This window comes from Geoanaerobacter pelophilus, from assembly GCF_018476885.1.
Lineage (GTDB): Bacteria > Desulfobacterota > Desulfuromonadia > Geobacterales > DSM-12255 > Geoanaerobacter > Geoanaerobacter pelophilus.
In genome coordinates this window covers 181,101-205,260 of sequence record NZ_JAHCVJ010000004.1, presented here as the reverse complement: position 1 = coordinate 205,260, position 24,160 = coordinate 181,101, and the positions used below count along the sequence as shown (strand labels likewise).

Genomic DNA, 24,160 nt, shown 5'->3' with positions numbered 1-24,160 from the left:
TTATTCCCCCCTCACGTACGCCCCTACGATAGGCACCAAGTCATTCGGCACATCAAAGACCTCGGTGTTGTTTTTCACCGTATAGCCCAAGGTATCGGCTACGGCCATAAAAACATCCGTCTGTGGCTCATCGACGAAGCGGCTGGGGTCTTTTGGATCTACCTTGCGCTTCTGCACATAGAGAATACTGGTCTTGGCCGCCGTGCCGGAAAGCTTGAAGGTGTCGGCAGGCAGGCTGATCACTGCCTTGACAACGGCCTTGCCGCCGTGAAACTGGCCGGTTTCCTCGTCTTTCTTCCCCATCAGATACTCCCGCAGATAGCGGGTGTTGGCATTGCAGAGGATCGAATCAGGGACGACCATCAGGAGTCGTCCCCCCGGCTTGAGGAGCTGGAGGCATCGATCAAGGAAGAGCACCGAGAGGTCTACCCCTTTCACCTTATCCTGCCAGACTCCTTTACCGGTGGGGCTGGCGCCCATGGCCAGACCGGTGGGGGATGGCCTCAGTAGGCCCCCTTTCCCTTTGAGGGAATCAAAATCAATGTCCGTCCGGAACAGAGCCAAACGGGCCTTTTCCGCCTCCTCGGCCTCCTTGTTCTCCGTCTTGGGAGCGCCAAACGGAGGATTTGTGAGGATCAGGTCAAAGGAGTTCGGTAGCAGGTGCGGCGTAGTCAAGCTGTCGGTGGTGTTGAACACCAGCGACCGCGGTGCTCCCTGAAGGGCCATGTTCAGGCGGGCAAGGCGCACCATCCGTGGCGAGCTGTCGGCAGCGACAAAGGAGTGCTCCAGCATATCCTTCCACAAGTTGTCGCGCTCCTCATCGGTGAGGTTCATCTGTTCCAGCAGGCGACGAAGCTGGGGGAGAAGTGCGACGAGAAATCCCGCCGATCCCCCGGCAGGATCGCCAACCCGGAAGCTCGGCTTGCCGTCAGCGGTGCGGGAGGTAAGAATCCCATAGTCATAGGTCTCGATGTCGTGCAGGGCAATATCGACCATGGCCCGCTTGACCGGCGACGGGGTAAGGTAGATGCCGACCCCTTCCTTCTGAAACTTGTGCCGCAGGAAAACATCGAACGCCCGGCCGAGTACATCTCCGGCGACGTCTTTGAGGGTTCCCTTTCTTTCTTCGTTCGGATCGGGATAATTACGGCCCTGGTTATCCTTGAGGATCGGCAAATCCTGCAACAGTCGGATGAGGGTAGCATAGTTTCGCGGTACTGAAAGTTTCAGGTAGTCTCGTTCATTGAAAATCGGGTACTTTTCACCCAGATCATCGGTAGTCTGGTAGTCCTTATGCCCCTTGAACGCCTCAAAAGCAGAACGGACTTTTTCGACCGCAGTTTCGGCAGCCTTCTTATCGGTAACTTCGAAACACTGAGGATGATAGACCTCATCAAGCGTCAGTTTTTCGCCACCATGGGTGAATTTTTTTTCTTCATCCTTATGGCGCAACCTGAAGAGCTCGAGGAAAAGAAATTTGGCGGCTTCGTCAATAATGTCGTTTTTGCCATCCACTGTGTCGCGGACCGTGGAATAAACCTGCTCGTGGAAGTTGTCGAAATCTCGCTGGAGCTTTTCGTAGACCCGGAGGGACCAGCGGAAGGTGGGTTCACGCTCAAGCCGCTGAAGATCTCCAATTTCGCTTGCCTTGGGGAGCTGGTCGATCTCATGAGGCGACGACGGATCCAGGTCGAACACTCTCTGGCCGCTGCCATCATCCACCAGGGCCGCAACCGGCTCACCGGCGCCTTCGCTGGGGGCATCCCAGGCCAGTGACAACACATTGTCAGCGGCGGTGTCGGCAAGGAGTTCGGCCTTCACCGCAGCCAGCAGCAGCCGTGCTGTGGGGGCGCCCTTCTCTTCACCCCAGCAGACTGCGGCGCAAACCGAATCGCCAAGGTGGGTGGAAAAGTCTTCAACATGGGTGTAGCCGCGCTCTTTGGCGGATTTCTTCAATTCTGTGAGACGTGTTTCCAGTTCAGTCATCGTTTATTCTCCTTATTTCAGGTTACGCACGGCGTTGTATTCGATTGGGGGGAATTATGTCAAAAAGTTCAGGGTGGCGGCGAGCGGCCTCATACAAGCCCGCGGCAGTTGTTATTGTCCCCTTGGGAAGCCTGGCAAGCAGAGCTGCTGCCGGCAGCGGACGGTCAGTCACAACTGCGAGCAGCGCATCAACGAGAGGATCAACCTTCTGCTCGCCGCCGATTCTATAGACGTCGCCATCTCTCTCCACCTCCGGAAGGCAGTCGAGCAGAAGTCCTACCTGTTCCTGTGTCCAGCCACTTCCGACAGCCTGTGCTGCCTGGTGAAGTTCTTCCAGGCTGCGAGGCTGCGCCTGCAAACGGGACTTCAGCTGACTCAATATCTCCGCGTTCATCTCAACCTCCCCATGCTGCGGGTTATCATCGTCTCCACCTCCGCAAGCAATTCCTGCTGCTTTGCCCGAACTGCGGAAAGCTCATCCATGGCCGTACAAAGATGCCGGTGCATCCGCTCGGCCTCTATATCATTTATGCGCGGCAGTCGGATCGATTCCAGATCCTCGCTTGTGACAAATTGCTGGGCAACGCCGGAGGACGCATTTCTGAGTTGCCACTGGACCGCCGAGGTCATGAGCATGAGGGCCACTGCTCCAGGGTGCTTCATGGAGTGCAGCCGTGCCCAGCGATCTGACACCAGTATTGTCTCTTTCCGAGGTGGATGGTTGAACACCACCTTTGGGGAGGTTCCCATCAGCGATACCAAGACTTCCTCGGGCTGCAGGGGCCGTTCATACACTCGGAAACCGGCCTCTCTGAATAATTCATCCTTCGGAAGACGGAACGCTAGAATCCCTTCGGCATCCGAAAGCCTGAGGAGCCTGCCGGAGGCCGGACCTTTGTCACGCAGCCTGTTTTTTTCAGCTATCCCAACATCACGAAGTTGCAGCCAGTACAGTCGGCTCATTTCGTCCTGGATGTGCCGCATTGCTACATGTGTCGGCAGCCAGCTTTCGGAAAGAAACGGTGCGGGCTGGAAGCAATATTTTTGTTCGCCACCCAACAGGGCCTTGATTTCGGAGACAAGCTCTTCCGCTCTGTCGAGCAGGGCATTCAGCTTATTCCAGGCTTTTACCCGTTCACTTTCCAGTCCAAGCCACAATTCGGCAAAGCGCCCCCCTTCATTCGGCAGTTCCGGAACCTGAAAACCTTTCAGATCCTTCAAGCCTATTCGTGGGATGGTCGCTCCCCTGGCGTGATGAGCCCAGGCCTCACGCACCGTCGGATGATTCAGTACTGCAGTTATCCAGAATCCGTGGGCTACATCAAGTCCAACAATACGGATGCAGTTAGAATCCACCGGATGTCGGGGCGTCTCCTGCGTTACCCACGCAGCGCGAAGCGGTAGAAATTTGCTGACCACTACATCTCCGGGACCTACTGCCTTGTTTTGATCTGTCGGTCTTATCGGCTCGCTACGCTCACCATCAACAGCCAATGCCATATCGGCAATGTGAGAGGGACGATACGTGAAGAATTCCTCTCCCTTGGAAGGAGACGTTCTTATACCTTCCAGCAATCGCACACTCAGATCACCAAGCGCAAACAGCTTCCCATGGGATCCTGTTAAGTGGACATGAACATGAGCATCCACCCCCCAGCACTCCAAACGTGCCAGAGAGTCGGCAGAAACCCATGTTGTTTTGACATCTCGAATCATTTCAATCCTCAGATCTGTACGACTATTGGCAAGAAATTTCCGACTTTCTTGGAACGCCTTACATCGATGACAGGAATTTTGCCGGTACTCTTTTATTTATTCCTTTTCTTCGAAGGGCACGAAGTAGCTATCCACGAGACGGTCAGCATTGAGAGGCGACCGTACGAGAAGGCGGCTGCATTCTGCCACTAGTTCGTCAATAGAGAGCTGTGACTCGCAAAGAGTCGTAAGAAGAGCGCGTGCGTCGGATACCAAGGCCGCCAATTTCTCATACGTGAGTGCGTGAGACGCTCCGGCTACTGCTGCTTTTGTTGCCCGGTTTCTGGGATGAACACTCACGCGTACACAGGCGTATTTTGGATAATTGTTCGCAAACCATTCTGCTGCGACAAGGAGTTGTCCGTGTTCCTCCTTCGTGAGAGCGTTTTTTTCTTTTTTCCTGCTCTTGGCTTCAATCACGACCCCTACCCGCGACGGCAAGAGCCAGAGCACGTCAGGACCCTCGCCATTTAAATCGTACCTGTCCGCAGACAAACCTATCATAATCGCCAGTTCAGCAAGAGCCTGCTCGAACTGATTTGACGTTGCGGCATGGTGAAGATTCGCGACAGTGTCTTCAAATGACTGCAGGAAACCTCGTCTGAGCCGATAGCCCCCAATCTGCCGTGCTATGGATTGTTCCTGCGCACCCGGGATCGGCAACGGACGGTACGGGGGGCGCACCTTTGGACGCAGGAGATTACGGTTGTTTGCATAAGCTTGACGCTGTAAATCTTCGGCGCGGTCACCGTGCCCCCACTTGTCCGCAATTCTTGCTGCCAGCTGTTCCATCCAGCCCCTCATCTGCGGGTCGCGTACCTTCTCATCAGCAATGAGTTTCTCGATCTTTGCAATTGACTGCTCGTGGTAGCCATCTTGCCAAAGATTAATAGCCTTTCTTTCCGCTGCAGCTTGATCAAAATGTTGCGCGTCTGGAGTGTCCTCATCAACCAGTTCAGCGAGCGTCTCGGCATGATATTCAATCCAGGGTTTATCGCGATTAAAACTTCTTCCAATCGTCTGCGCCAAATCCTTCAGGCTTTGCACCTCTTTACTGATTTCAGCGCCCATTTCAAGCTGAGCCCTCGTAGCGCTGGTCAAAAATTGAAAGTTAGCATCTTTGGCAACCCAGGCTGCGAGGTCCGAGCCGGCAAGCAGGACGACACAATGATCACCTGACCCGCGCGCGCCCCTGCCAATTCCCTGTTCAATACGTTGTGCGAGCATCCGAGTAATGGTGGCCCCACCGTACAATGCACTTGCTCTGAAGAGCTCATAATCCGAAGTGCCTGAGGGCAGACCGTTCATGACCAATAATCGACACGAATCGCCAGGCAGATCGATCCCATCATACCGGTTCGCAAAGACAGCCGGTCCGGACGTCTTTCTTTCCTGTAATGCTTCAACCAGCGCCTCAACATCTCGAGAGCCTTTTGCAACGGTGGCTATTTCCGACCATTGTGCGGCGGCTTTGTCCGATGGGACTAAAATTACGGATCCCAGGTTCTGCTTTGATGCCCAGACAACGAGTCTTCCGATGCTGTCTCGTAAATCAAACTTAAAGGGCATCAAGTCAGGAATAAGGACCATTCTTTCACTCACGCCAGCCAAAGATCTGGACGTCAGCGCATTCTTAACTGATGTCGTATCAGCATCGAAAGTGCGAATAATCTCGCTATCGTCCGCTATAGTTGCCGACATATAGATGCGGCGCGGAGCCTCTGAAAAGGTGGGAATAGCATTCACGAGAGGGAGAATTGAAGAAATAGTGAAGGCGTTCCGACTGATGAGAGCATGGCAAAGGTGCAGTTGGTCTCGTAGCAGCGGCCATACGAGTGCATACTTGTCCGAATCTGACTTTAATTGCTCACGGACAGCATCGAGTTGTTCATGCCAAGCCCAATAAGGAACCTCCAATACCCCATGTTCAGAGCCGGCGACAATGTCGTCGAACGTTCCCAGTCTGTCTGTGTCCCGGAACACCCTGCGGAAAAGCCCCGCTAAGTTTTCATACCGCTCGCGCTCCACTTTTGATTTCACCTCCAGGGTGAAAGACTCGCGCACAACCGAAAACGCCACATGTGCATCGTCAAGAATGATGGCTGAAACTTTTTGAGGTTGACCACCCCCTCGGAGGCCGAACTTGCTCCGGCCGTTAAATAGAGCCTTGTATGTGGCAACCATAATGGCATTGGCGTTGATAAAATCATCGTTCAACGGCTGGCCGGTCTGGTAGGCTACTGCTGGAATGCCATGTGCCTTAGCCTTCTCAAGCGTCTGGTTTACAAGCTGCACGGTAGGAGCAAGGTATAAAACCGGTTCGCCGGTCTCATTCAGCGTCGACTGCGCCATAAGCAGGCCAACCAAAGTCTTCCCCCCGCCCGTGTGCAGCTTCAGCACAACATCGCGCTCATTCCGACGCTCGTACCATGTATGGAGCACCTCCGCCTGGCTTGTATAAAGATCGTTAATTCCAGGCGGCTTGGGCAAACGGCGAAATATTTCGAATGGTTCGATTGCCTTTGCCTTCTTTGTCTTGGTTCTTAGTTTGTCAAAATCGACCATTAGTATCTCCTTGCCTGAAATGGGGGCGGCCATGCAGGACAGTGCGCCTGCCGTGCTAAATATATGTGAGCTTGCAGGTACAATACCACAGCATTGTCTTGTCGTCAAGAAATTATTTTAACTAATATTTTGTGAGTGCACAGGTACGCATATATTTGTGTATAGTTTACAGTTAGGCGTCAGCTTGCAATCATAAAGATACGACCTTAAAAGAAAGTTTTTGTTCCATAAAAGGGAATTATATGTTACACAAATCAATATTAATATCGATAAGCGAAATATAGGACGCATTGCTATGTACAACTTGGGAACCAAGATCCGCCAGGCAAGGAAAGAAAAGAAATTGACGCAAGCGCAACTTGCGGAGATGGCAGGCATCACCAGAAAGACGCTATCCCAGATCGAGACCGGAATCGTGCCGGATATCGGAATTCGTAAGGTGGAGCGTACGCTGGAAATTCTTGGCCTGGAATTGACAGTACGCCCGGCTGGTGCCCCGCCGACACTTGAGGAATTGCAGAAGGAGAACGTCTCGCGATGACCCCACAATCACTCGCTGTCTGGAATAATGGCAGCAAGGTCGGCATTCTCGGCCAAAACGACAACTACTTTTTCAACTACCTCCCCGACACACCGGTGGAGCATCTTGTTTCGTTGACAATGCCCTATCGTCTGCAGAGCTGGGTTTCAGACAGGGAGTTGCATCCGATATTTCAGATGAATCTTCCAGAGGGAGCGTTGCGCGAGGCTATCAGGAACGCATTCGCCAAGGTGGTGGTGGTTGACGATATCGCTCTACTGCGAATCACGGGTGGAAACCAGATTGGTAGAAACCGATTCTCGCTCCCCGATTCGGAAATTCCGATGATAAACGAGAAGCCGGAGTCACTGGATGAAATCCTTACCTACCCAGATGCAGTGGAGCTTTTCAACGAGTTGATGGCCAGACATGCCGAACACTCCGGTATCTCAGGCGTCCAGCCCAAAGTGATAGTTGAGGCCACCGAGCGAACAACGGTCGCGGCCTCTTCCTATATCGTCAAATCATGGGGGAATGAGTATCCGCAGCTGGCGGCCAATGAATATTTTTGTATGACCGCTGCAAAACTGGCAGGGCTGTCTGTGCCCGATTTCTCGCTATCAGAAAACGGCGGATTGTTCGTCATGAAGCGTTTCGATACGACAGTGGACGGGGAGAATCTTGGATTTGAGGATTTCTGCTCTCTGCAGGCGTTGGGGACAGACAAGAAATATGACAGCACCTATGAAAGGGTGGCAAGAACCATCAAGGACTTTGTTTCACCGGAACATCTTTCGTCAGCCCGTGAACAGTTCTTCGCCACGCTCGTTCTGTCGGCAATGGTCCGAAATGGCGACGCTCATCTGAAAAACTTCGGCGTCCTCTACCGACATCCACAAGGCCCGGTGTCACTTGCGCCCGTATATGACATAGTCACGACCACAGCGTATCTGCAAAAAGACGTTCCCGCCCTTCACTTGGCGGGCACAAAAAAATGGTGGTCGCGCAAAATCCTGGAGAGATTTGCCTTGCAGGCCCTTTCCCTCCCCGCAAAGCTGTCCGCACAAATAATCGACAGAGTTGCCGAGGCGGTAATAGAAGCCTCTAAACGGATCCCTCCCTATATCCGAGAAAATCCGGACTTTGAGGAAATCGGCAGCCGGATGCTGCCAATCTGGCAAGATGGCGTAGACGCGTTCGCGGCGTCGGAGCGTCGTGGGTAAGGTTGGTGTTGTCCGTTTGCTTGCAGACAAAGAGCAGTACTCAATTTGCTGTTAGTTCTGCTTAAATTGTAGCTGTAATTACGCATGAACTAACATTTATTTTGCACGACAACATTTAACGTGTTAGCGTGCATATAAATTGTTAGTTGGGGGGCAAATGGACAACCTATTACGCGAATTTGAACGCCACCTGAAAGAAACTTTGAACATTACGGTTGAACCGAAAAAGTGGGAAGATGATAAGACCCTCCCCTTTTTCTTGCGAGACCTCTACGCCTTTTATCAGGTATTTCTTCTGGATACCACCTGTCTATTGATGGCTGCGCGCGACGAAGTAGAGCAGACTCCTGCAACTATTCGCAAGCAGATGCTACAGGTTCAGGCAAAATGGGATGGTGAGGTGATCTACCTTCGTTCATCGGTCTCCGCCTACAACCGCAAACGGCTGATTGAGCAGAAAGTCCCCTTTGTGGTGCCTGGGAACCAGATGTATCTTCCAACGCTCGGCATCGATCTGCGTGAACATTTCAAACAGATACGCACTGTTGCCCCCGGCAAGTTCAGTCCTGCCACTCAAGCTGTTGTATTGCACGTATTGTTGCATGGACCTGGGCACAATTACACATCATCTCGCCTGGCAAAACTGTATCCGAATATGGGTAAAAATAAATGGTATTCGACGATGACGTTTACCCGGGCCTTCGATGAACTTGTATCGCTCGGTCTTGGAGAGGTGGTCACTGAGGGACGGGAACGGGTGCTTCGTTTCAGTGAAGATAAGCGAGCCTTATGGGAACGATCGAAGGAGTTCATGCGCAGTCCGGTTACAAGACGCACTTTCATTCGCCCTATCACAAGTCGATGGCCTGGGGTTGCCGCAGGATTGTCGGCATTGGCGCATTTTACCATGCTGGCTCCGCCTTCCAATCAAGTCTACGCCTTATGCATGAACGATTGGAAATCAATGAAACTACTTAATGCTATCGAGGAGCTGCCGGGGCCAGAGCCGCAGTCATATGAAATAGAGATATGGAATTATTCGCCGCTTTTATTTCAGGAAGATGACGTAGTCGATCGCTTTTCTCTATATCTGAGCTTACAGGATAACACTGATGAACGGATTCAATCCTCCCTTGAAAAAATGATGGAGGAAGTCTTATGGTGAGAGGGCTTGACCGGTTCAAGGCACACTTTGAGCCATTTGCAGACAGATATGTGCTGATTGGCGGAACGGCATGTACACTTGTAATGGAAGAGGTTGGGTTGGAATTTCGAGCTACCAAGGATCTTGATATCGTTCTCTGTGTGGAGGCATTGGGCAGGGATTTCGTGGAAGCCTTCTGGGAGTTTATTCGCAAAGGTAAGTATCAAATTCAGGAGAAGAGCACGGGCCAGAAACAGTTTTACCGGTTCAAGAACCCTGAAGACAGCTCCTATCCAGTGATGCTGGAATTGTTTTCGCGCAAGCCGGATGCATTGGCCATTGGTGACGACAGTCATCTGACTCCGATCCCGATGGATGAAGAGGTGTCCAGCTTATCGGCCATCCTGCTGAACGATGACTACTATCATTTCATCCATGCCGGGAAACAGGAGATAGACGGGATGACTGTCGTAGGGCCGTCATACTTGATCCCTCTGAAGGCAAAAGCTTGGCTCGACCTTACCAACAGGCGTGAGGCTGGTGAAGCGATAGACCAAAAAGATATAAACAAGCATAAGAATGATGTGTTCAGGCTGTATCAAATTATTGATCCAAGGCTTACGGTGGATCTGCCAGACTCCATTGAGGAAAATTTGCTTGAGTTTTTCGATAAGATGAAAGAGGTGCAAAGTGTGGACCTGAAAAATCTGGGATTACGAAACACGACTCTTGATGAGGTCCTTGGCAACCTGCGGTCAATTTATGGCATCGGGAATTGACCCATGGCTTGCACACCAGCTTAAGCGGGCACAAAGACTGATTTTTCTCATTTCGTCCGGGCTCAGGCGCTGGTTAAAGACTGACCATGTTGGGAAAGGAGACTGTATGGGAGAAAAGATCAAATCGCCAGATATCCCTGAATCAGCAGATGCCCAAGTGCATAATATTTTGGTTACCAACGCGCCTAAACCTCTATACCGAAGGCTTCGTGGATATTCATTCGACCCAAGCCTGTCACTACAAATGGAAACCGCTGTCATCAATGAAACCGTTTATCGGGTTCCCTGGGAGGAGACTTCAGAACTGGCTGATGATGGGCTTATGCCAGGGCCAGTTGGTGAGTATCTGGAGGTTGTCGATTATGACCCGGCCAGTGGCTGTTTTTATCAACCGCTGAATCTGAATGAACCATACATTCTTGCTCAGGATGGTTTGCCGCCATCGGAAGGCAACCCGCAGTTTCACCAGCAAATGGTGTATGCCGTAGCAATGACAACAATTCGCAACTTCGAGCGGGCACTGGGCAGACCAGCATTATGGGCGTCTCGTGAAGTAACCAATGGCAAAACTGCTTATGAATTTGTGAAGCGACTACGGGTATATCCGCATGCCCTCCGCGAGGCCAATGCCTATTACAGCCCGGAGAAGAAAGCTCTTCTTTTCGGATATTTCCCTGCTAATGCTGAACACCCGGACCGCTATTTGCCCGGAGGAATCGTCTTTACCTGCCTTTCCCACGACATTATAACTCACGAGACTACCCACGCTCTACTTGACGGTATGCATCGTCGGTTCATAGAGCCTAGCAATCCTGATACGTTGGCGTTTCACGAAGCTTTTGCCGATATTGTCGCGCTTTTCCAGCATTTCAGCTTTCCCAACGTGCTTCGGCACCAGATTGCTCGCAATAAGGGGAATTTGGCATCTCGCAACCTGTTGGGAGAGTTGGCTCAACAATTCGGGGAAGCTGTCGGCAACTACGGAGCGTTGCGAAGCGCCATCGGTGAATATGACAAAACTACGGGACGATGGGAGCCTCATCACCCAGATCCGAGAGAATATGACACAGAAACCGAACCGCATGCGCGTGGCGCCATTCTGGTGGCAGCAGTGTTCGATGCCTTCCTGGCAATCTACAACAGCCGTTCGGCTGACCTGATGCGCATTGCCGGTAATGTGACGAGCTTCCATCCTGGGAGTGACCTACATCCGGACCTCGTCAACAGGCTGGCCGATGAGGCAGCCAAATCAGCTCAACATGTGCTAAATGTCTGCATTCGTGCCTTGGACTACTGTCCCCCGGTTGATATTAATTTCGGCGACTACTTAAGGGCCATAATCACCGCAGATCTCGATCTTGTCCCTGATGATGACAGAGGATACCGTATCGCATTTATTGAGGCGTTTCGCCGTCGCGGTATCTATCCCCGAAACGTCAAGGGTCTCTCTGTTGAGAGCCTTCGCTGGCCCGATGTCAGTAAGCATCAGGACTTCTTTAAACCGCTTGGCTCTTCCTTAAGAGAAAGTGTCGGGAGATTCCCCTATTTTAGGAGCAGGGAGGAATTATATGACTTTACAGAGCGTGCTAAAAGAAAACTTCATGTGTTATTGAGAGAAGAAGCGTTTGATAATTTTATATTGAAAAATCTCAGCGAAATTACAGGAATGGCCTTTGAGTTTGGACTCCCCGGGTTACGAATGGAAAAAGAACATAAGGTTCCAAAGTTTGAAGTGCATTCCCTCCGCCCTGCACAGCGGATAGGTCCTGATGGCGATACCTTGAATCAACTCATCATTTCCATGATCCAGAGCCGGGATATTCCGGAAGGAGAATCGACTATGGTGTTCCGCGGTGGTTGTACGCTGATTCTCGATCTGGATACTATGCTGTTGCGTTATGCGATCACCAAAAGCGTAACTGACGAAGAGAGGCTCCAACGCCACCGCGAATACCACAACCAAGCATTGGCTGATGGCTCGCCCCGCGCAACATATTTGCAAAATCAAAAGGATGCACAAGAGCCTTTTGCTCTCCTACATGGAAGTACTTTTTACGGGAGGCCATAATATGTCAGCTAACGAACTCACTATAAGAATGTATCGCCAAGGTCTCGGAGACTGTTTTTTGCTCAAATTTCCGCCTTCAAATAAACCTTTTTACCTCCTGATTGATTGCGGAGCGCTCGTCAGCAAACATTACGATAAAGAGTTGATGAAGAAAGTTGTCACTGACATCCATGAAGAGACGGGAGGGCATATTCATGTGCTGGCAGTGACCCATCAACACTGGGACCATATTTCCGGTTTCATGGATGCCAAGGACATTTTTGATACCATAACCGTCGATACAGTATGGCTTGCTTGGCTGGAAAACCCAAGCGATCCGGAAGCCTCTGAAATCAAAAACACACTTGGCAAACAGAAAATGGCTCTCGAAATGGCTTTAGGTCGGCTTCCCGGAGAGGATAAGTATGCCCATTTCAAAAATGCTCTTTCTGCACTGTTCGGTTTTGAGGGAGGGCTCGGCGTTCGGGCCGGGGGCGTCGAGGATGCTTGGAACTATATTCTCAATAAAGGCAAGAAGGTTTTCTGTGACTCCACAAAACATCCATTGGAGATGGCCGGAGCCAAAGGAGTTCGTTTTTACGTACTCGGTCCGCCTCGGGATCCAGTGATGATCAAGAAACTTTTGTCTCCAAAAGAAACCTACGATGATGGACGGCATGGCTTCGGGAGTTTTGTCGCGGCATTAGGACAAGCTGCTGAGTCGGGAGGTTGTATTTCTCCTTTTGATGAAAGATTCCGAATTACCATGGAACAAGCAAAAGAAGATGACTACTTCCGGCAGCGTTATGGGTTTGACCAAGACGACCAGGAGGAATGGCGAAGAATTGATTACGACTGGCTGAACTATACTGGTGAGCTGGCATTGCAACTTGATAGTTATACCAATAACACCTCCTTGGCGCTTGCCATCGAACTGGTAGCATCCGGGAAGGTATTGATTTTCCCGGGCGATGCTCAAGTCGGCAACTGGTTGTCATGGGAGGAGCTTTCGTGGAAAGTGAAAGAATCCGATGGAACAGAAAAAACCGTCACAATAAATGACTTGTTCGAAAAAACTGTTTTTTACAAAGTTGGCCACCACGGCAGTCATAACGCAACGTTGCGGACTAACGGTCTGGAGAAAATGTCGCATCAGGATTTGGTGGCATTGATACCGGTTCATCGGTTGACCGCAAACGATCAACGCTGGCAGTTCCCGTTTCCTCCATTATGGCAGCGTTTGAAAGAGAAAGCGCGGGGACGTGTAGTCTTGTCGGACAGCGACAGTCTTGACGATATTTCCGGTGAGGCAAAAGGGATGCTTAGCAAAGCTGAATGGGAATCGTTTGCCGGCGCAACTAAGATCTCAGACCTATATGTAGAATATCAGATAAGTTTCTAATAGTTGCTGGTTGACTTTTTCGTGGTAGGTACTTGAGACAACTTTATGGCCTAACTGTTCTTTGCCAAAGGCTTCGGGAAGTTGGTTTTGATATTAACGCCAATGCAATTTCTGCTGTATCAGTCTGATTTCTTGCTGAATTTGAGAAACTGTTAGGAGAAAACAATGCCAATTCTTGATGATAAGCAACGCCAACGGGCAGTCGAAGTAATGCAAGAATACCTACAAGCACCTGCAGTTGCGGGAGGGAAAACACCCCTTGAGGACGACGCAGAGCTTGACGTAAAGCGTGTTGAGGTAATTCAAACACTTTTGCAACCGCTATTATCGAGTTTTCTTAATGGCCAAATACCCGTCCAGGATTTCAAGTCCAGTATTGATAGCATCAACAAAAAAAATGAACTCTGGGGATTCAAAGGTATAAAAGGCCAGATGTTCTTCAACATGGTTGTGAATGTCGCTGATGATATTGAAGAATGCAAGCAGGAGCTGATTAGCGCTTTGTCTGTCCCGGATAGCGAAGTTCTCGCTTCAAGCCGGATTAAAACTTTTACCAGTTATATTAAGCGTATAGGTGAAGGCTGGGTTAACTCGGGCAATACAAAATACGGCACTCCTAAAACTGGAAGTATTCCATTCTTTCTTTCATATTTTTGGCAAATTCAGGAACGAAAAACGTGGCCAGCATTTTACACCACAAGCGTCCAGGCAATGACAGACCTTAATATATGGCAGCCTACGGATGACATTTCTTCAGATTATGTAGCTTTCAAGCAAATTCATGATGAACTTGCTGTTCTGTTCACTACTACCAGCGGGACGACTTTTGATCTTTATCGTGTTGAACACGTTTTCTGGTACAAGGGAAATCTTGAAAAAACAGTTAATCAACAGCCTGTTAAGCCAGTTGTGATTGATAATGGGAATGTACACATTGTACCTATAAACAGTGTCGACAAATTACCTGACAGCTATCTACCGCCTATTATTTCAATTCTTCCCGCCATGGCCAGACATGAGCCATCTTTGGTAGAAGCGGCCACTCGTTCAGGGACCTCACTTCCAAGGGCATTCGAAAAAAATATTAACGCAGCTTTTACACTTCTTGGCTATGAGACTAAACTTCTTGGTCAAGGAAACGGAAGAGTACCTGATGGGATCGCACTTGCTGAGGATTTTAATTACGCAATTCTCTGGGATGCCAAAATCAGGGGCAATGGATATAGCATTGGGACGGATGATCGTCAAATCAGGGAATACGTCACTTCGCAAAGCAGGGAAATGAAACGGAAAAGATCATTCAAAAACATATACTACGTGATTATATCAAGCACATTTGCTGAAGATCACGACGATCTTGTTAGGTCGATAAAAATGGAAACAGACGTGAACGAGGTAATTTTTCTTGAAGCAGAAGCACTTGTAGAAATGGTTGATGCAAAGCTGAGGTCTCCTCTACAAATCACAATTGGTCCAGATGCCTTACAAAGACTGTTTAGCAGTAGTGGCGTACTGAAATCAAGGAGTGTTCAAGAAATGCTCGGTTAGCACGATTTTCTATCACCTCAATCAAGGAAATAAATTCATGGCAATGACAGTTGAAATCAAAGGCAATAAGCTCTGCATTGAAATTGATCTGGAGAAACCAACACCATCAGCTTCCGGTAAGACATTGGTAGTTGCCAGTACACGTGGCAATGCTGTTACCACGGCTGAAGTTGATGTAAAGCCTATTACTGTCGGGCTGAATGCCTATATCAAACCGTAATTCAGAATTGTGTCGTTTGTTGAAATATCGGTAAATCATGTCGAGTGACTATGGAAGAAGAAAAGAATCCATCCTGCGATAGCAAAACCCCAGTAAGCCGGGAGCAGTTGTATAAAGAGGTCTGGGCGGAACCGATGACCACGGTCGCACTGCGATACAAGGTATCATCGAGCTTTTTGGCACGTGTCTGTACTTGGCTGAATGTCCCCCGTCCCGAAAGGGGCTATTGGGCAAAGCTTGCCGTTGGTAAAGTGTCCAAGCAACCGCCGTTACCGGAAGCTGAACCTGGCGATGAATTGGAATGGAATCGGTATGGCCAGGCCCGGCGCGCGAAACTGCCTATACCGAAGCCGCCCCGGAAAAGGAAGTCGAGGCTGCGTGATCGGAGCGAACTGCCCGAGCGCCACCCGCTTTTGCAGGGAGCGCAGCAGTATTTCGACGAAGCACGCGAAACCAGCAACGGTTACCTGAGGCCAAGCAAACGACTCATGGTGGATGTCATCGCATCCAAGCAGACATGCAGTCGAGCCTTGGATGTGGCGAACGAATTGTTCCTGCTCTTTGAAGAGCGCGGCCATACAGTCGCATTCGAGAGACACGGCTTGTCCCTGCGACGGTATGGCGTCGATGAGCGTGAAAAGGGAGGACGGGATCGTAATTATTCCGACCTCTGGAGTCCTTCGCGAGATACTATCGTCACCATCGGCACCGTCTTGATCGGATTGACAATTTTTGAGATGAGCGAGAATGTCGAAGCGAAGTACCAGGACGGAAAATACGTCCGCGTTTCGGAACTGCCTGTCAGGAAACAGAGACGGTATGAAAGCTTTTCATGGACAAGTATGCATGATCTTCCCAGCGGAAGATTATGCATTCAGGCATACTCTCCATATCAGAGGGCAGACTGGAAACGGCAGTGGCGAGAGACGAAAGAAGGAGATTTTCCCGGGAAGCTGTCGGCAATCGTCAAGGAACTGAAACGGGAAGCTGCCACCATTGTCCAACTTGTTGAAGAAGGTGAACGCAAGGCTGAAATCGAACGTCAGGAGTGGGAGGCCAAACAGATAATCTGGCGCCGGGAAGAGGAAGAGCGTCGGCGGGTCAAGGCGATCAAAGACAGTAGGGAAGAGTTGACCGAAATCATCAAGGCCTGGGTGGAGGCAAAAGGGCTTGAGGATTTCTTTGCCGATGTCGAGAAAAGAGCCGCCAATTTGGAGGAGGAACAGAAAGCTGTTGTCCTGGAACGACTGGCTCAGGCCCGAACATTGATCGATAGCACTGACGCCCTGCAGTGGCTCGCAGCTTGGAAAACGCCGGAGGAGAGAACTGCGGAATCAGGTAATAGTTATTGGTAACTCGGGACATGTAAAGAAGTATTGGGAGAGTATGGTGAACCGACCCATTAACTCCACATTTTTCAATAAAGTGGAGTTAATGGGTTCAACTCTGACCCCATCACAAATACGGCCACTATGTTGTCTACCACCAGTAGTACCAGCGCCAGTACCACCATGGGACATAACAGGGGCGATAGTCCGTGCCGGAGAAGGCATATTTGATCAGCGTCCAGAACGGTTTCCCCTTCACGTAGCCATGATAGAGCCGCACCTGCACACGGTCCATCAGGATGTACGGCAGCGAGATGCAGGCGATGCCGATGGCCCAGTACCAGAATGTTCCCAAGAAACAGAGGCCGACCAGCACTGCCGGGAGCTTTGCCCGTTTTGGTTGTGTTTCTCTTAACCATTGTTGGGCGTCATAGTATTTAATGGTATTTGACATATGAACCTCCCCGGATTTTGTCTGGTGTCAGAAGGTTAATCACACTCTGTCGGGCTGTGACTTGATAAATGGCTGAATTGTGCTTGCCCAACAAGCCCTCCTTATGGTAAAGAAAGTATTCCATTAAATGGCCACTTGATTCTTTTGTGGTATTTTTTGTGGTAGCAACATTCAGGCGGCCTACCGGTTCTTTTTTATATCAGTAGGTTGAGTCCGTAGTTCGATGGACTCTCTCGCCATATTCGCCCTCAACGCGCCGAACAGGCGCCCCCTGTAAGACCCTTGCGGATACAGCTGATAGCTGGGTCCCACGCAATGGAAGGTTATGAACCCCGTCAGGTCCGGAAGGAAGCAGCGGCAGTAACCCACTCCGTGTGCCGTGGGGCAGCCCAGCTATCAGCTGTATCCGCAAAGTTTTTTCTGTATGCGGATTTTTCAGGACTCCCGGAATCAAGCGAGGCAGGATAGCGTGTCATACCTTGTACTAGCTCGAAAATGGCGGCCTCTGCTCTTCAGTGATCTGGTAGGCCAGGAACATGTCAGTCAGACCCTGCAGAATGCGATTCAAACCGGTCGGGTTGCCCACGCATTCCTGTTCACCGGCGCCAGGGGGGTTGGCAAGACCAGCGCTGCCAGGATTTTGGCAAAGGCCCTTACCTGCGAGCATGGACCGGCGGTTGAACCATGCAATGCTTGTCCTGCCTGTGAGGAGATAACTTCTGGCGTAGCGGTTGATGTCATCGAAATCGATGGCGCCTCAAATACTGGTGTTGACGATGTTCGTGAACTGCGGGATAACGTCAAATACCTTCCGTCAAGGCTTCGCTCCAAGATATTCATCATTGATGAAGTGCATATGCTCTCAACCAGTGCCTTCAACGCCCTGCTCAAGACCCTGGAAGAGCCCCCGTCGCACGTAAAATTCATTTTTGCCACCACTGAACCTCACAAAGTCCCGATAACGATCCTTTCTCGCTGCCAAAGATTTGATTTCAGGCGGATTGCCCTGCCTGTCGTGGTTTCCCGTCTTCGTTATATCGTTGATCAAGAGGGGGTTGCAATTTCCGATGCCTCACTGGCAATGGTTGGCCGTAAGGGCGACGGGAGTATGCGAGACTCCCTGTCAACGCTTGATCAGGTACTTGCGTTTTGCGGTACCACAGTTTCCGAAGAGGATGTTGTCGCTCTGTTGGGGGTTGTCGATCGGCGCCTGCTGGTCAAGGCATCGCAATCGGTTTTTAGCCGGGATTCGCGATTATTGCTTGAAATAGTGAAGCAGGTTGATGCAAATGGCTACAATATAAGGCAGTTTTGCCAGGAGCTGGTTGAGCATTTTCGTCTGATAACACTCAGTAAGGCCGTTGGCGATATCTCGGAGTATGCGGAACTTTCCGAAGTTGAACTAAATGAGATTCACGGACAGGCCCAGTTGGTTGAACTTGCTGATCTTTATCGCCATGTGGCTCTGCTGATTAAAGCTGAAAGTGATATGGCCCAAACTGGTTTCCCGAGGCTTATCCTGGAGATGGCATTGCTCAAGATGGCCATGCTTGTGCCGGTGCTTCCTGCCCAGGAACTGCTGTCGCGTCTTGATGGCTTGCGTGGCGCAATGTCGGCAACCGGGATGGTCGCTTCTCCTCCGCCGGCATGGGCACGTGAAGCAGCTCCTCGACAGCTGCCCCCTGTCAACCGCCCACCTGCAAAAGAACTTTCTCCTCCTGCGACGCCTGTTGTCGCAAAGGAAGAGCCTTCTCGTGCCGTTTCCAGTGCGGCACCTGGGGAGGCATTGTCTTTTGTCGCTGATTGGTCAGGTTTTGTGGAGTGGATCAGCAGGGAGAAGCCGATGATCGGGTCGCTGCTGGAAGATGCACGACCTGTCGTTGCCACAGACGGTGCCCTGGAAATCACTTTCCCGCTCAACTCTTTTCATTACAGTGCGCTCAACTCTCCAGGGATACTCGCCGACCTGAATGGATTGGCAAAGCAGCATTTTGGCGCTGCGACGACGGTGCGTTTGAAAACATCCAGTACTGTTGCCGGTGACGCTCCAATGAGCATTTCGGAAAAAAAAAGCCTTGATCGTGCCGAGCGCTCTCGGCAGCTAGAAGAGACAGCTAAGGCTAATCCGTTGGTCCAGGCGGCAGTAGAGCTGTTTGGCAGCCAGATAGGGAAGATTGAGCCGCTAAAATAGTCATTTTACAAGCTTTGCATGAAGCTTACTACTCACAGAACAGGAGAATATGGCATGTCAAAAGGTTTAGCCCACATCATGAAGCAAGCTCAGATGATGCAGCAGAAGATGGCCAAGCTGCAGGAAGAGGCTTCGGCAAAAACAGTTGAAGCATCAGCCGGTGGCGGGGCGGTAACGGTTGTTGTGACCGGCAAGCACCAGATAGTGTCTCTTTCGATCAAAAAAGAGGCGGTTGATCCGGAAGATGTTGAAATGTTACAGGACTTGGTCAAGGCGGCGGTCAATGAGGCCATGGCAAAGGTGCAGCTTGAGATGTCGGAGCAGATGAGTAAGGTAACAGGCGGAATAAATATTCCCGGTCTTTTTTAGTTTAAGTAAAAACACTGTTCAGTGCCCATTCGTGTTGAAATAGGGCGATCTTTCCCCCGCAGTTACCCATTTACTATCTGAGGCATGTTTCTTGAGGGGAATTTCTAAGGGTATTTTACGCAGAAAAAGTTGTTATGTTAGTTGGTTATGCGCTTTTACTGCGGGTAAATATTTTTACTAAAACTTACTATAGAAAAATGTTTTACCTTTGGCGAAAATATGCTACAGTTTTCAGCATCATTTGGCAGGCTTTTACTGGAACTAAAAAAGCTGCCGGGAGTAGGCGAAAAAACCGCTCTGCGACTTGCCTTTCATTTGCTCCGGTCCCCGGGCAACATGGAAGCTTTGGCGAGCAGTCTCAGGGCTGTTGCGGAAAACGTGCATTTTTGCTCGGTCTGCTTCGGCATCACCGAAGATGATCCTTGTTCCATCTGCTCCGGTGATCGCGATGATGCTGTAATCTGTGTTGTTGAGGAGCCTCAGGATATGCTGGCAATTGAACGTTGCCACGCATTTCGTGGTAGATACCATGTGCTGCAAGGGGCGCTGTCGCCTCTATCGGGGATTACTCCTTCTCAATTAAGGATTGCAGAGCTTTTGGAGCGGCTGCGCAACTCGCAAGTCAGGGAAGTCATTATTGCGACGAATTTTTCGGTCGAGGGCGAAGCAACGGCACTATACCTGGGGAAGATACTGAAAGACCTCGGGTTGAAGGTGACGCGGCTTGCCCACGGCATTCCGCTTGGGAGTGATATCGAGTATGTAGACGCAGCTACTGTGCAACGGGCAGTAGAAGGGCGTTCCGAGTTTTAGGGTGTGAATGGCTTCAGCCTTCCGCTTTACCAATCAGCAAGACAGGAGGAGAGTTCATGAGTCGCAAAATGGTAACCATTGACGGCAATACTGCCGCCGCCCACGTTGCCCACGCAACCAACGAGGTCATTGCCATCTATCCTATTACCCCTTCGTCGGTTATGGGTGAGATCTCAGACGCCAAGAGCGCCGTGGGAGAACAGAACATTTGGGGCAATGTTCCTTCAGTGGTCGAAATGCAGTCTGAGGGTGGCGCCGCCGGTGCCGTACATGGTGCTCTGCAGGCCGGAGCATTGACCACTACCTTTACCGCCAGCCAGGGTTTATTGCTGATGATCCCGAACATGTTCAAGATCGCCGGCGAATTGACCTCCACTGTCTTTCATGTCTCGGCCAGAGCCATCGCTGCCCAGGCCCTCTCTATTTTTGGTGATCACTCGGATGTCATGACCTGCCGTTCCACCGGCTGGGCTTTCCTTTGCTCCAACAACGTCCAGGAGGTAATGGACTTCGCGCTGCTTGCCCAGTCGGCGACGCTACGGAGTCGGGTTCCGTTCCTGCATTACTTTGACGGTTTCAGGACCTCCCATGAAATCCAGAAAGTAACTGAGCTTTCCTTTGATGAAATGCGGGCCATGCTTGACGATAAGCTTATTGCCGAGCACAAAGGTCGTGGTCTTTCCCCTGACAAACCGGTAATGCGCGGTACTGCTCAGAACCCGGATGTCTACTTCCAGGGTCGCGAAACAGTCAACCCCTACTACCCTGCCTGTGAGAAGATCGTGCAGGAGGAGATGGACAAGTTTGCCAAGCTGACCGGCCGCAAATACAAGCTGGTGGACTATGTCGGTGCCAAGGATGCCGAGCGCGTTGTTGTCGTGATGGGCTCTGGGGCCGATGTTGTTCAGGACACCGTTGAAAATCTGGCTGCTAAGGGTGAAAAGGTCGGCGTTGTCAAGATTCGCCTCTATCGGCCGTTCCCTCTGGATGCCTTCATCAAGGCTCTGCCCAAGACTGTCAAAAAGATCGCTGTGCTGGATCGTACCAAGGAACCGGGCGCACTTGGCGAGCCGATTTATCTGGATGTTCGTACTGCCATCGGTGAGGCAATGGCCTCCGGCAAGTTCAAATGCGACGGTTACCCGGTTATTGTCGGCGGCCGCTACGGGCTTGGCTCCAAGGAGTTCAATCCGGCCATGGCTAAAGCTGTCCTCGATAACCTTAAGGCCGCCAAGCCGAAGAACAAGTTTGTGGTTGGTATCGAAGAAGACGTTACCAACTGCAGCCTGAAGGTGGATTACAGCTACAAAAACCCGATGGACGGCGCTTACCAGGCGATGTTCTTTGGTCTCGGTTCCGACGGCACTGTTGGTGCCAACAAGAACTCGATCAAGATCATCGGGGAAGAGACCAGCAATAATGCCCAGGCCTACTTTGTCTACGATTCCAAGAAGGCCGGGTCGATGACAACCTCGCATCTGCGCTTCGGCAAGAAATATATCCGGGCCCCTTACCTGGTGCAGGAAGCGGATTTCGTGGCTTGTCACAACTTCTCCTTCCTCGAGAAGTACGACATGCTGGCCAAGGCCAAGCCCGGCGCCACCTTCCTTCTGAATGCCCCTTTTGCCGCCACTGAGGTCTGGGATACCATCCCCAAGGAAGTGCAGCAACAGATTATCGACAAGAAGATGAAGTTCTACGTGATTGACGGCGTCAAACTTGGCAATGAAATTGGCCTGGGACCCCGCATCAACGTCATCATGCAGACCGCGTTTTTCAAAATCTCCAACATTATTCCGCTCAAGGATGCCGTGGCTTCCATCAAGGATGCCATTAAGAAGTCCTACGGAAAGGCTGGCGAGAAGGTGCTGGAGATGAACTACAAGGCGGTTGAAGCCGGTTTGAATAATTTCTACGAGGTCAAGGTTCCGGCCAAAGCCTCCAGCAAACTGAAAATGGCCGCAGCTGTTTCCAGCAAGGCCCCGAAATTCGTCAAAGAGGTTACCGGTGTGATCGTTGCCGGCCTCGGCGACAATCTGCCGGTTTCAATGATGCCGGCTGACGGCACCTTCCCAACGGCAACCAGCCAGTATGAGAAGCGTAACATCGCCACCGAGATCCCGGTATGGGACGAGGCGATCTGTATCCAGTGCGGTATCTGCTCCTTCGTGTGTCCGCATGCTTCTGTACGGACCAAGGCGTATGACCCTAAACTGCTCAAAGGCGCACCAAAAACCTTCAAGTCGACCGACTGCAAGATTCCCGAAATGGCCGGCAAGAAGTACACTGTCCAGGTTGCCCCGGAGGATTGCACCGGTTGTGGCGCCTGCGCCCATAACTGTCCTGGCAAGGACAAGCAGAATGCTAATCACAAGGCTCTGGACATGCATTTCCAGCCGCCATTGCGAGCACAGGAAGTCGAGAATTTTGATTTCTTCCTTGCTCTGCCTGATGTGGATCCAACTCAGGTCAAGCTGGATACCCTCCGCAGCAACCAGCTGATTCGCCCGCTCTTCGAATACTCCGGCGCATGTGCCGGTTGCGGCGAGACGCCGTACCTGAAGCTGTTGACCCAGCTATTTGGTGACCGGATGCTGGTTGCCAACGCCACAGGTTGTTCTTCCATCTACGGCGGCAACCTGCCCACCACTCCCTATGCACAGCGTGCTGACGGTCGTGGCCCGGCTTGGTCCAACTCGTTGTTTGAGGATAACGCCGAGTTTGGTTACGGTATGCGTCTGACCGTGGATCAATTCGCCAAGTCGGCACTGGACAACTTAAACGAGCTGATCAGCTGCGACTGCAAGTCTTGCAAGCCCAATGTCAAGCTGATGAAGGAGATCATTGCTGCCGACCAGTCTAATCAAACCGGTATTGAAGCCCAGCGTAAACGGGTTGACGAACTGAAGAAAGTTCTCAAGGGCTGCAAGGAAAGAGCGGCAAAACAGTTGGTGCCGATTGTCGATTACCTGGTTAAGAAGTCAGTTTGGTGTATCGGTGGTGACGGCTGGGCGTATGACATCGGTTTCGGTGGTCTGGACCATGTCATTGCCTCAGGCAAGAACATCAATCTGTTCGTGCTTGACACCGAAGTATACTCCAACACTGGCGGTCAGGCTTCAAAGTCAACGCCAATGGGCGCAGTAGGGCTTTTTGCCGCTGGTGGCAAACCGGTAAGCAAGAAGGACCTGGGCATGATCGCCATGTCTTACGGCTCGGTCTATGTGGCACAGATCTCCCTGGCCAATCCGGCGCAGTGCATCAAAGCCATGCTGGAGGCTGAGGCATATGATGGACCTTCAGTCATCATTGCTTACTCGCACTGCATTGCCCACGGCATCGATATGACTGCCGGGGTGGATGCCCAGAAGAAAGCAGTACAGTCTGGCTACTGGCCGCTCTACCGCTACAACCCGGCCTTGGCTGCCGAGTCCAAGAACCCGCTGCAGCTTGATAGCAAGGCCGCAACCATCGAATTCAGTGAATACACTAACAATGAGAACCGCTATCGGATGCTGAAAAAGGCTAATCCCAAGCAGGCGGACGAACTGATGAAGAAGGCAGGCGAGTGGGCCAAGGCGCACTTTGCCTATTACCAGAAATTGGCTGCTTTGAACTTCGAAGACAAGTAATTCTAACTGCATAGCGGAAAAGCCCCGGCAGCCGGAAGGTTGTCGGGGCTTTTTTCATCCGAAAACAGAAATGCTATAAGTCGCAGCAACGAGGGTTTTTGGTTGCACCCGATAGCTTCTTTTGCAAAGCCATCAACCCTTGAAAAATATTGAATGCCGGCTATAATTCTGTTAATAGAGTAGC

Annotated in this window: 18 protein-coding genes and 1 other RNA gene; 14 read left to right on the top strand and 5 right to left on the bottom strand. The window is 51.0% G+C overall.

The window, feature by feature from the left end; genetic code table 11:
• The 4 genes from KI809_RS11400 to KI809_RS11385 form a co-directional block, all read right to left on the bottom strand.
• Nucleotides 1–1,986 (bottom strand): HsdM family class I SAM-dependent methyltransferase, encoded by a 1,986-nt coding sequence (locus tag KI809_RS11400; protein ID WP_214171687.1) that lies wholly within the window; start codon nucleotides 1,984–1,986, stop codon nucleotides 1–3.
• 22 nt (nucleotides 1,987–2,008) lie between these two features.
• The gene (locus tag KI809_RS11395) at nucleotides 2,009–2,380 is read right to left on the bottom strand and encodes a hypothetical protein (RefSeq protein WP_214171686.1); all 372 of its coding nucleotides are present in this window, start codon (nucleotides 2,378–2,380) and stop codon (nucleotides 2,009–2,011) included.
• Complete coding sequence (locus tag KI809_RS11390) at nucleotides 2,377–3,702, bottom strand: restriction endonuclease subunit S (RefSeq protein ID WP_214171685.1); 1,326 nt, start codon at nucleotides 3,700–3,702, stop codon at nucleotides 2,377–2,379. The genes KI809_RS11395 and KI809_RS11390 overlap by 4 nt, the downstream gene beginning before the upstream one ends.
• A 96-nt stretch (nucleotides 3,703–3,798) precedes the next feature.
• Nucleotides 3,799–6,306, bottom strand: a complete 2,508-nt coding sequence (locus tag KI809_RS11385; protein ID WP_214171684.1) for a DEAD/DEAH box helicase — start codon at nucleotides 6,304–6,306, stop codon at nucleotides 3,799–3,801.
• 295 nt (nucleotides 6,307–6,601) lie between these two features.
• Between KI809_RS11385 and KI809_RS11380 the strand changes: the two genes are divergently transcribed.
• The 9 genes from KI809_RS11380 (at nucleotide 6,602) to KI809_RS11340 (ending at nucleotide 16,544) form a co-directional block, all read left to right on the top strand.
• Nucleotides 6,602–6,847: a helix-turn-helix transcriptional regulator gene (locus KI809_RS11380; protein WP_214171683.1), complete on the top strand. Its 246-nt coding sequence runs from the start codon at nucleotides 6,602–6,604 to the stop codon at nucleotides 6,845–6,847.
• Nucleotides 6,844–8,049, top strand: coding sequence for a type II toxin-antitoxin system HipA family toxin (locus KI809_RS11375; RefSeq protein WP_214171682.1), 1,206 nt, complete (start codon nucleotides 6,844–6,846; stop codon nucleotides 8,047–8,049). The genes KI809_RS11380 and KI809_RS11375 overlap by 4 nt, the downstream gene beginning before the upstream one ends.
• 157 nt (nucleotides 8,050–8,206) lie before the next feature.
• A complete protein-coding gene (locus KI809_RS11370) occupies nucleotides 8,207–9,214 on the top strand; it encodes a hypothetical protein (RefSeq protein ID WP_214171681.1) in 1,008 nt (335 codons plus the stop codon).
• Entirely contained in the window at nucleotides 9,208–9,972 is a 765-nt protein-coding gene (locus KI809_RS11365; protein ID WP_214171680.1) for a hypothetical protein, read from the top strand. Before KI809_RS11370 ends, KI809_RS11365 begins: the two co-directional genes overlap by 7 nt.
• Nucleotides 9,973–10,078: 106 nt before the next feature.
• The gene (locus KI809_RS11360) at nucleotides 10,079–12,040 is read left to right on the top strand and encodes a gluzincin family metallopeptidase (RefSeq protein ID WP_214171679.1); all 1,962 of its coding nucleotides are present in this window, start codon (nucleotides 10,079–10,081) and stop codon (nucleotides 12,038–12,040) included.
• 1 nt (nucleotide 12,041) lies between these two features.
• A complete protein-coding gene (locus KI809_RS11355; protein ID WP_214171678.1) occupies nucleotides 12,042–13,421 on the top strand; it encodes a ComEC/Rec2 family competence protein in 1,380 nt (459 codons plus the stop codon).
• Between the two features lie 165 nt (nucleotides 13,422–13,586).
• Nucleotides 13,587–14,969: a restriction endonuclease FokI C-terminal domain-containing protein gene (locus KI809_RS11350; protein ID WP_214171677.1), complete on the top strand. Its 1,383-nt coding sequence runs from the start codon at nucleotides 13,587–13,589 to the stop codon at nucleotides 14,967–14,969.
• A 37-nt stretch (nucleotides 14,970–15,006) separates the two neighbouring features.
• Nucleotides 15,007–15,189, top strand: a complete 183-nt coding sequence (locus KI809_RS11345) for a hypothetical protein (protein ID WP_214171676.1) — start codon at nucleotides 15,007–15,009, stop codon at nucleotides 15,187–15,189.
• Between the two features lie 50 nt (nucleotides 15,190–15,239).
• Nucleotides 15,240–16,544: a hypothetical protein gene (locus KI809_RS11340; protein WP_214171675.1), complete on the top strand. Its 1,305-nt coding sequence runs from the start codon at nucleotides 15,240–15,242 to the stop codon at nucleotides 16,542–16,544.
• 124 nt (nucleotides 16,545–16,668) lie between these two features.
• On the opposite strand, the gene KI809_RS11335 is transcribed toward KI809_RS11340, so the two are convergent.
• Nucleotides 16,669–16,971: a hypothetical protein gene (locus KI809_RS11335; protein ID WP_214171674.1), complete on the bottom strand. Its 303-nt coding sequence runs from the start codon at nucleotides 16,969–16,971 to the stop codon at nucleotides 16,669–16,671.
• Nucleotides 16,972–17,270: 299 nt separating this feature from the next.
• Here KI809_RS11335 and ffs point away from each other — a divergent pair.
• From ffs to nifJ, 5 genes are all read left to right on the top strand, one after another.
• Nucleotides 17,271–17,369, top strand: an RNA gene (ffs, locus tag KI809_RS11330) — signal recognition particle sRNA small type.
• 71 nt (nucleotides 17,370–17,440) lie between these two features.
• The gene (gene dnaX / locus KI809_RS11325; protein WP_214171673.1) at nucleotides 17,441–19,162 is read left to right on the top strand and encodes a DNA polymerase III subunit gamma/tau; all 1,722 of its coding nucleotides are present in this window, start codon (nucleotides 17,441–17,443) and stop codon (nucleotides 19,160–19,162) included.
• A 54-nt stretch (nucleotides 19,163–19,216) separates the two neighbouring features.
• Entirely contained in the window at nucleotides 19,217–19,531 is a 315-nt protein-coding gene (locus KI809_RS11320; RefSeq protein ID WP_214171672.1) for a YbaB/EbfC family nucleoid-associated protein, read from the top strand.
• A gap of 219 nt (nucleotides 19,532–19,750) precedes the next feature.
• Nucleotides 19,751–20,344 (top strand): recombination mediator RecR, encoded by a 594-nt coding sequence (gene recR, locus KI809_RS11315; RefSeq protein WP_214171671.1) that lies wholly within the window; start codon nucleotides 19,751–19,753, stop codon nucleotides 20,342–20,344.
• A 56-nt stretch (nucleotides 20,345–20,400) separates the two neighbouring features.
• Nucleotides 20,401–23,976: a pyruvate:ferredoxin (flavodoxin) oxidoreductase gene (gene nifJ, locus KI809_RS11310; RefSeq protein WP_214171670.1), complete on the top strand. Its 3,576-nt coding sequence runs from the start codon at nucleotides 20,401–20,403 to the stop codon at nucleotides 23,974–23,976.
• The last annotated feature ends 184 nt before the right edge of the window (nucleotides 23,977–24,160 follow it).